This window comes from uncultured Marinobacter sp., from assembly GCF_947259545.1.
Classification (GTDB): domain Bacteria; phylum Pseudomonadota; class Gammaproteobacteria; order Pseudomonadales; family Oleiphilaceae; genus Marinobacter.
The window spans coordinates 685,257-693,457 of record NZ_CAMYMK010000008.1 but is presented as its reverse complement, the minus strand read 5'-3'; the positions used below and the strand labels follow the sequence as shown (position 1 = coordinate 693,457).

Annotated in this window: 7 protein-coding genes; 1 reads left to right on the top strand and 6 read right to left on the bottom strand. The window is 55.7% G+C overall.

The features are described 5' to 3' along the window. Positions 1-180: 180 nt before the first annotated feature. The 4 genes from purT to Q0Y21_RS14805 are packed head-to-tail and all read right to left on the bottom strand — an operon-like array spanning position 181 to position 2,718. Positions 181-1,371, bottom strand: a complete 1,191-nt coding sequence (gene purT, locus Q0Y21_RS14820; RefSeq protein ID WP_297797170.1) for a formate-dependent phosphoribosylglycinamide formyltransferase — start codon at positions 1,369-1,371, stop codon at positions 181-183. Positions 1,372-1,398: 27 nt separating this feature from the next. After that, positions 1,399-1,581, bottom strand: a complete 183-nt coding sequence (locus tag Q0Y21_RS14815) for a DUF1289 domain-containing protein (RefSeq protein ID WP_297797128.1) — start codon at positions 1,579-1,581, stop codon at positions 1,399-1,401. Further along, positions 1,581-2,111 carry a gamma carbonic anhydrase family protein gene (locus tag Q0Y21_RS14810; RefSeq protein WP_297797125.1) on the bottom strand — a complete coding sequence of 177 codons (531 nt, stop codon included), beginning with the start codon at positions 2,109-2,111 and terminating at the stop codon, positions 1,581-1,583. Before Q0Y21_RS14810 ends, Q0Y21_RS14815 begins: the two co-directional genes overlap by 1 nt. Position 2,112: 1 nt before the next feature. Then, positions 2,113-2,718 carry a CoA pyrophosphatase gene (locus tag Q0Y21_RS14805; protein ID WP_297797122.1) on the bottom strand — a complete coding sequence of 202 codons (606 nt, stop codon included), beginning with the start codon at positions 2,716-2,718 and terminating at the stop codon, positions 2,113-2,115. Between the two features lie 98 nt (positions 2,719-2,816). Between Q0Y21_RS14805 and Q0Y21_RS14800 the strand changes: the two genes are divergently transcribed. Further along, the gene (locus Q0Y21_RS14800) at positions 2,817-3,365 is read left to right on the top strand and encodes an NUDIX hydrolase (protein ID WP_297797119.1); all 549 of its coding nucleotides are present in this window, start codon (positions 2,817-2,819) and stop codon (positions 3,363-3,365) included. Between the two features lie 6 nt (positions 3,366-3,371). On the opposite strand, the gene Q0Y21_RS14795 is transcribed toward Q0Y21_RS14800, so the two are convergent. Continuing rightward, positions 3,372-3,683, bottom strand: coding sequence for a YqfO family protein (locus tag Q0Y21_RS14795; protein WP_297797116.1), 312 nt, complete (start codon positions 3,681-3,683; stop codon positions 3,372-3,374). Between the two features lie 437 nt (positions 3,684-4,120). Next, a complete protein-coding gene (gene purL, locus Q0Y21_RS14790; protein ID WP_297797113.1) occupies positions 4,121-8,026 on the bottom strand; it encodes a phosphoribosylformylglycinamidine synthase in 3,906 nt (1,301 codons plus the stop codon). Between the last annotated feature and the right edge of the window lie 175 nt (positions 8,027-8,201).

The window sequence follows — 8,201 nt, the reverse complement described above, 5'->3', positions numbered from 1 at the left end:
TTGTCAACCGCTTTCTGAAGAAATTCAAAAATCATTTTCTTCAGTACTTTCAAACAGTTGCCTTTCGAATCCGGAGCCGCCTGAGTGGCTTACCCCTCGAAAGAGATGCGCATTCTACAGAGCTCAGGCGAGGTGTCAACGGGTTGTTCAAAACTTTTTTCAACAACCGTCAAAACGCCCTCAAACATCCACCTTTACAGCTGCTGCAGAACGGGTCGCGTTTGCCCTGGCTTCTTCAATGGATTCTGCTTTCGCAAGTGCCACCCCCATCCGGCGACGCCCTTTCAGTTCCGGCTTACCAAACAACCTTATCTGAGTATCGGGCTGACCCAGTGCATTCTCAAGACCGGAATAGGACACTTCAGAAGAATCACCTTCCGGGAGTATGACAGCTGAAGCGGAAGGGCCCTGCTGACGAATCGCCGGTACCGGCAACCCCAGGATTGCACGGGCGTGAAGTGCAAACTCGGACAGATCCTGGGAAACCAGTGTCACCAGGCCGGTGTCATGGGGGCGAGGTGAAACTTCGGAAAACCAAACCTCATCTCCCTTTATGAAGAACTCAACCCCGTAAACGCCATAACCGCCAAGATTCCCCGCGACAGCTTCCGCTATCTCCCTTGAGCGGGCCAACGCTTTCTCACTCATCGCTTGCGGTTGCCAGGACTCCCGGTAATCGCCGTCCTCCTGGCGGTGACCGATCGGGTCGCAGAAGGAGATGCCGTCCCGGTGCTTGACGGTCAGCAATGTGATTTCATAGTCAAAGTCGACAAAGCCTTCAACAATCACTCGCCCCTTCCCTGCTCTGCCGCCAGTTTGCGCATACTCCCAGGCCGCCTCTATATCGCTTTCCGTCTTGACGGTACTTTGCCCCTTACCGGAGGAGCTCATCACCGGCTTCACCACCAAAGGCAAACCGACTTCCCGCACCGCAGCCAGATAATCCTCCCGGGTCTCCGCAAACCGGTACGGAGAAGTAGGCAGCCCCAGCTCTTCCGCTGCAAGCCGTCGGATCCCTTCTCTATTCATAGTGAGATTGACGGCTCGGGCCGTCGGAATTACCCGATACCCCTCTTCCTCAAGCTTGACCAACTCCGGTGTTGCAATCGCCTCAATCTCCGGAACAATCAGATTCGGCCGCTCCTGCTCAATAATCGCCCGAAGCGCCTGGCCATCCAGCATATCCACAACATGACTACGATGGGCAACCTGCATCGCCGGCGCGTTGGCGTACCGATCAAGCGCAATCACCTCGACACCAAGTCGCTGGAGCTCGATGACGACTTCCTTGCCTAACTCCCCTGAGCCACAGAACAGGACTTTAAAGGCATTTGATTTAAGCGGTGTACCAACGTGTAGGCATTCAGACATCATTCAGGGTTCCTGTAGCTTCAAGATTTACAGCGCAACTTTCTCTTCACGCTTGGCAACTTCTTTAAGAACGTCACGGCGCTCATCATTTGTCATCCGAGTCCAGCGCATGATCTCATCACTGGTCCGGTGGCAGCCGATGCAGACATCGTTGGCATCCAGGGCGCAGACGCTGACACAAGGGGAACGAACTTTATCAGCCACCTTCATTATTCAGGCTCATACGGTGTCAGTTGGCCAAGATAGCGCTCGGCATTCTGGACATAATGCACGGCACTGAGCTCCAGCATCTTTTTCTGGTTGTCATTCAGTTCGCGCTTTATCTTGCCAGGCGACCCTACAACCATGGAGCCATCAGGAACTTCCATACCCTCGGGTATCAGGGTGTTGGCACCGATCAGGCAGTGCTTGCCAATCTTTGCGCCATTGAGAATCACGGCATTGATACCAATCAGCGAATAATCACCAATGTCACAACCGTGAAGCATCGCCTTGTGGCCAACTGTGACGCCTCTTCCCAGCGTCAGGGGGATCCCCGGATCGGTATGGAGCACGGAGCCGTCCTGCACATTGGACTCGGGGCCAATGGTAATCAGGTCGTTATCCCCCCGGATAACCACGTTAAACCAGACACTGGCTTTGTCCATCAACCGGACACTGCCAATAACCGTTGCGTTGTCGGCAACATACTGACCATCGCCCTGCAGTTCGGGCCTGCGGTCGCCTAACGAATAAAACATATCAGCCTCCTGTGCGGGAAGATTTGGGAGCGGGCGGCTCAAGAAGGTCTATGCCAACGTCGTACACGGCGTTGAGAAAATCGACCAGGACGACGGCCGACAGCCCCCAGATCTCGTAACGCTCCCATCGATAGCATGGAACATAAAAAGTATGATTCAGAAAGTCGAGGGCATCCGTGCGTTCCCGCTTGTCCTCGAGGAAAAACTCCAGCGGGACCCGGAAGATACTCTCGATTTCGTGGGGATTGGCAGTTAAGGGATGATCGTCGGGAATAACACCAACGTAAGGAGTGACGAGTATGCCATAACGGGACATCACCTGACTGAGCGGAGCAACAACTCGCACCTGGTCAGGCGGCAAGCCAATCTCCTCATGGGTTTCCCTGAGCGCAGTCGCCGCCAGGGACGGATCCGTCACATCCCGCTTCCCCCCGGGGAAAGCCACCTGCCCGCGATGTGTATTGAGATTCGCCGATCGCAGCGTAAACACTATTTCCGGATTACGCTGATCGTCCGTGACCGGCACAAGAATTCCGGCCTCCGGGTAATCCAGCGCCAGCTGACGAGGCGCATACCCGGCAAGTCGTTCTTTGAGGAGATCGTGCAAAACCCTGCTCCATTTACGACTGACTATTGAATGAGACAGCGGCAGCACAGATCGTTAAACTTGCTACCAAACATTTCTATAAGTATACGGTGAAACCCATGAAATACTGCAGCACATGCGGCCATCCTGTTGAACAACGAATACCACAGGGCGACAACCGCCACCGCTATGTGTGCGTGAGCTGCGAAACCATACATTACCAGAATCCCCGTATCGTAGCGGGCACGGTTCCCGTTTGGGAAGGTCGCATTCTGCTTTGCCGGAGGGCAATCGAACCTCGCTATGGTTACTGGACCCTGCCGGCCGGTTTCATGGAGAACGCAGAAACCACCATCGAAGCGGCCGCCCGGGAAACCCGGGAAGAGGCGCTGGCCGAGGTCAACATCGATGGCCTCTATACCATTATCGATGTACCCCACATCAATCAGGTCCACATGTTCTACCGCGCGACGCTGATCGATGGCACCTACGGGGCCGGAGAAGAATCCCTGGAAACCCAGTTGTTCGATCTTGATGACATTCCATGGGACGAGATTTCATTTCCGACGGTACGGAAAACCCTGGAGCTCTACCTGGAGGATCTGAAACAGGAATCCTTCCAGGTACATGTCAGCGATATTCGCTACTCGATTAAAGCTCGTAAGTAAGACCGGCTACAGAGCCTCCATTCGGTAGACTTCGTAGGCGGGCTCTTCATAAGGGTGCGCCTTTTTGAAGGCCTCCAGCGCCTGACCGATGAGGTCATCCCTACATACGAGTTCGACCTTGAACTCATCGACCACTTCCAGCTCACCCTGCTGACCAAGAAACGGCTGGCTGCCATCCAAGGGACGGAACTGCCCCTGCCCCCGGCACTGCCAGGCACAACAGTCGTAATCACCAATGCGCCCAGCCCCGGCTTCAAACAACGCCGTCTTGGTTTGCTCCAGGTGTGTTTCCGGCACGAAATAACAAAGTTTGTACATGCTTTTCACTCCTCGGGACGACAGATCCAACTCACCAGAGCCGGATATTTTTTGTACAGATTAAGTATTTACCCACTTACCCACAGAATCTGTGGATAACTCTGGGGAAAGTTTTTGGGTACATGCCTCCACCCCCCGTGATTACTGCACTTCCGTTAAATTGGCGACAAATTCACCTAAAGCATTAAATCTTTATTTTTCAATAGGTTATATAAGTCGATCAAAAGTTGAACCAAAAATCATATAATTGCTCATGGATCGCACAGCATGGCACCAACAATGTGCATAAAAGTAACGAGTCAAGAGAAAAAATACCATTTCCATGAAAAATTTCCCTTGAATTATGCACAGGTTTGGGTCTTTCAGGCACAAAAAAACCGGCCTGAGGACTTGCAGTTCTGCAACCCCTCAGGCCGGTTCCGGTTTAAGCGGAGCGATCAGCCAAACCAGCGACGTGCATTGCGGAACATCCGCATCCAGGGTCCATCTTCCTGCCACTCACCAGGACGCCAGGAATGCTGAACCGCGCGGAACACCCGCTCAGGGTGAGGCATCATGATGGTGACCCGACCATCACGCGTGGTCACACCGGTAATGCCGGCCTCGGAGCCGTTGGGGTTATAGGGGTAACGCTCGGTCGCCTGAGCGCGATTGTCCACATACCTCAAGGCCACCAGCTCGCTGTCTTCCAATGCGGCAGCAGAGGTAGCACCACTAAATTCGACGCGACCCTCGCCGTGGGCAACGGCAATGGGCATGCGCGACCCGGCCATACCGTCCATAAAGGCTGATGGAGAAGACATGACTTCGGCCATCACCAGACGCGCCTCAAACTGCTCTGACTGGTTACGGACAAAGCGTGGCCACCCCTCACTGCCCGGGATCAATTCATGGAGGTTGGAAAGCATCTGACAGCCGTTACAGACCCCCAGTGCCAAGGTGTCCTGACGGTTAAAGAAGGCAGCAAACTGGTCCCGGACACGATCACTGAACAGAATCGACTTCGCCCAGCCTTCGCCCGCTCCCAGGACGTCACCGTAGGAGAAGCCCCCGCACGCGACAAGGCTGTTAAAGCCTTCCAACGAAATGCGGCCGGAAAGCAGGTCACTCATATGAACGTCAACCGACTCGAATCCGGCCCGGTCGAAGGCCGCTGCCATTTCAACCTGACCATTGACACCCTGCTCCCTGAGCACGGCGACTTTTGGCCGGGCACCGGTGTTCACAAACGGAGCGGCGATGTCCTCATTGATATCGTAACTGAGATCAACACTGAGACCGGGATCTTCCCGATCCAGCAGGTTGTCGAACTCCTCCTGGGCACACTCGGCATTATCACGCAGAGCCTGGACGCGATAGCTTGTTTCCGCCCACAACCGCTGCAGGTCTGCCCGGTCTTCATCGACCACGGCCGTGCCTTCGAAGGTAAAGCGGACACGATCGTCCTCCCTCAAAGAGCCAATCACCGAGGTATGGTCGCCAAGACCGGCTCCGGAGAACTGCTGCAGGACAAAATCGGTGTCTTCGCGGCGCACCTGAATAACCGCTCCGAGCTCTTCGTTGAAAAGCTCACGGGCAAACTGGGAGGCCTCCTCGGCCAGTCCATCCAGCTTGATATCGATACCGGTGTGACCCGCAAAGCTCATTTCAGCGAGCGTCACGAACAGACCGCCATCCGAGCGGTCGTGATAGGCCAGCAGTTTATCATCGCTGTTGAGCCCCTGGATCACCGCAAAAAACGCTTTGATATCTTCAGGGTCGTCCAGATCAGGTGCGACGGCGCCTACCTGGCGATAGACCTGCGCCAGCGCGGATCCGCCAAGACGGTTCTGGCCTGCGGCCAGGTCAATGAGGATCAGATCAGTGTCGCCGGCATCCGTTATCAGCTGCGGTGTCAAGGTCCGTGCTACGTCTGTCACCGGCGCGAAACCGCTGATAATCAGAGACAACGGCGATGTCACACTCTTCTGCTCACCGCTGTCTTCATCCCAGACGGTTTTCATGGACATGGAGTCCTTGCCTACCGGAATGGTGATACCCAGCTCAGGGCACAACTCCATGCCTACAGCACGAACGGTTTCATACAGATTCTCGTCCTCACCCGGATGACCTGCAGCAGCCATCCAGTTCGCGGACAAGCGAATATCTGACAGATTCGCGATTGATGCAGCTGCAAGGTTTGTGATCACCTCACCCACGGCCATGCGACCGGAAGCCGGAGCATCAATCACCGCCACAGGAGTTCTTTCACCCATTGCCATGGCTTCACCAGCACGGACATCGAAGGAGCTGGCCGTCACGGCGACATCACTGACCGGGACCTGCCAGGGGCCTACCATCTGATCGCGGGCCACCAGACCTGTGATGGTGCGATCGCCGATGGTGATCAGGAAGCTCTTTGAGCCCACGGACGGCAACCTCAGTACCCGCTTGATGGCATCGTTCAAGTCGATCCTGGTGGAATCAAAGATCGGCTTGGTAAATGAGGATCGGGAAACACTGCGATGCATACGGGGCGGCTTGCCGAACAACACTTCCATGGGAAGGTCCACCGGCTTGTCGTCGAAATAGGAGTCGCCCAATTCCAGATGGTGAGCTTCCGTGGCCTCGCCGATGACCGCGTAGGGGCAACGCTCGCGACGGCACAACGCATCAAACTGCTCCAGGTTCTCAGCAGCAACCGCCATGACGTAGCGTTCCTGGGATTCGTTACACCAGATCTCAAGCGGGGACATGCCCGGCTCATCACTGGGAATATCCCGCAACTCGAACTTGCCACCACGGCCGCCATCCTTGACCAGTTCCGGCATGGCGTTGGACAGGCCACCGGCACCGACATCGTGAATGAAGGCAATGGGGTTGTCCTCCCCCATCTGCCAGCAACGGTCGATCACCTCCTGGCAACGGCGCTCCATTTCCGGGTTATCACGCTGAACCGAGGCAAAATCCAGGTTCTCGTTGCTGACACCAGAATCCATGGAGGATGCGGCCCCTCCACCGAGGCCAATCAACATGGACGGGCCACCAAGAACAATCAGCTTGGCTCCGACCGGGATATGACCTTTTTCTACATGCTCGCCACGAATGTTGCCAAGGCCGCCCGCAATCATGATCGGCTTGTGGTAACCACGGACTTCCTCACCAGCTGCGCCCGGCACCTGCTCTTCAAAGGTACGGAAATAGCCCGCCAGGTTAGGACGACCAAACTCGTTGTTGAACGCGGCGCCGCCAATAGGCCCCTCAATCATGATATCCAGCGGCGAGGCAATGCGGTCCGGCTTGCCGTAACCGATCTCCCAGGGTTGCGGATCACCAGGGATATTCAGGTTTGAAACAGTGAAGCCCGTCAGACCGGCTTTCGGTTTCGACCCGCGGCCGGTTGCACCTTCGTCCCTTATCTCGCCACCGGAGCCTGTCGCAGCGCCGGCGGCAGGAGCAATCGCCGTGGGGTGGTTATGGGTTTCCACCTTCATCAGAATGTGGATATCTTCCTCGTTGTAGCCATAAACACCGGTTTCAGGATTCGGGAAGAAACGCCCACCACGACTGCCTCGAATAACAGACGCATTGTCCTTATAGGCAGACAGAACGCCGTCACTGTTCATTTCATAGGTGTTGCGAATCATCGCGAACAGGGATTTTTCCTGCCCCTCGCCGTCGATATCCCAGGAGGCGTTGAAAATCTTGTGGCGACAATGCTCAGAGTTCGCCTGGGCGAACATCATCAGCTCGACGTCGGTGGGATCCCGCTCCAGTTCAGTGAACGATTTCACCAGGTAATCAATCTCGTCGTCCGCCAGCGCCAGCCCCAGGGACTGGTTCGCTTCCACCAGGGCATCGCGACCACCGGCCAGCACCGGGACCCGATTAAGCAGACGAGGCTCCTCGTGACTGAACAACAGCTCTGCACCACCCATCTCATGGAAGACCTTCTGGGTCATCCGGTCATGCAAGAGGGCGGCAATTTTCTCTCGCTGCTCCAGATTCAGTTTTCGATTGGCGCGGATATAATAGGCAATACCCCGCTCAATGCGCCGAATCTGACGCAGGCCACAGTTGCGCGCAATATCGGTTGCCTTGCTCGACCAGGGTGACAGAGTGCCGGGACGTGGGACCACGAGAAACAGGACCCCTTCCGGCTCTTCCACCGGGACACTGGGGCCGTATGTCAGCAATCGGTCCAGAATCGCCTGCTCGGACTCGGAAAGGTCGAACTCCAGATCGGTGAAGTGCATGAACTCGGCATAGACGTGCTCAACCTCTGGCACAATGTCCTGAAGGCGAGCGTGCAATTTGCTGGAGCGGAAAGGCGAAAGCGCTGGAGCGCCGCGAAGTTCAAGCATGATCGAAACCTGTATCGCGCGAAACTGGGAAGTCAGGGTGCCTGCCAGAACTGGCAGTAGGCACCCGGCCATCTGAAAGGCCGCCATGATACTTGAAAGCGTGGCAGGGATACAGCGCCACACGTGTAATTACGGCCATGTACAATTCACATTGTTTTGCATATAAATTAACCAC

Excerpts from the sequence above, each read along its gene's own strand:
- purT (WP_297797170.1), bottom strand. The coding sequence starts at position 1,371 with ATGTCTGAATGCCTACACGTTGGTACACCGCTTAAATCAAATGCCTTT.
- Q0Y21_RS14815 (WP_297797128.1), bottom strand. The coding sequence starts at position 1,581 with ATGAAGGTGGCTGATAAAGTTCGTTCCCCTTGTGTCAGCGTCTGCGCC.
- Q0Y21_RS14810 (WP_297797125.1), bottom strand. The coding sequence starts at position 2,111 with ATGTTTTATTCGTTAGGCGACCGCAGGCCCGAACTGCAGGGCGATGGT.
- Q0Y21_RS14800 (WP_297797119.1), top strand. The coding sequence starts at position 2,817 with ATGAAATACTGCAGCACATGCGGCCATCCTGTTGAACAACGAATACCA.
- Q0Y21_RS14795 (WP_297797116.1), bottom strand. The coding sequence starts at position 3,683 with ATGTACAAACTTTGTTATTTCGTGCCGGAAACACACCTGGAGCAAACC.
- purL (WP_297797113.1), bottom strand. The coding sequence starts at position 8,026 with ATGCTTGAACTTCGCGGCGCTCCAGCGCTTTCGCCTTTCCGCTCCAGC.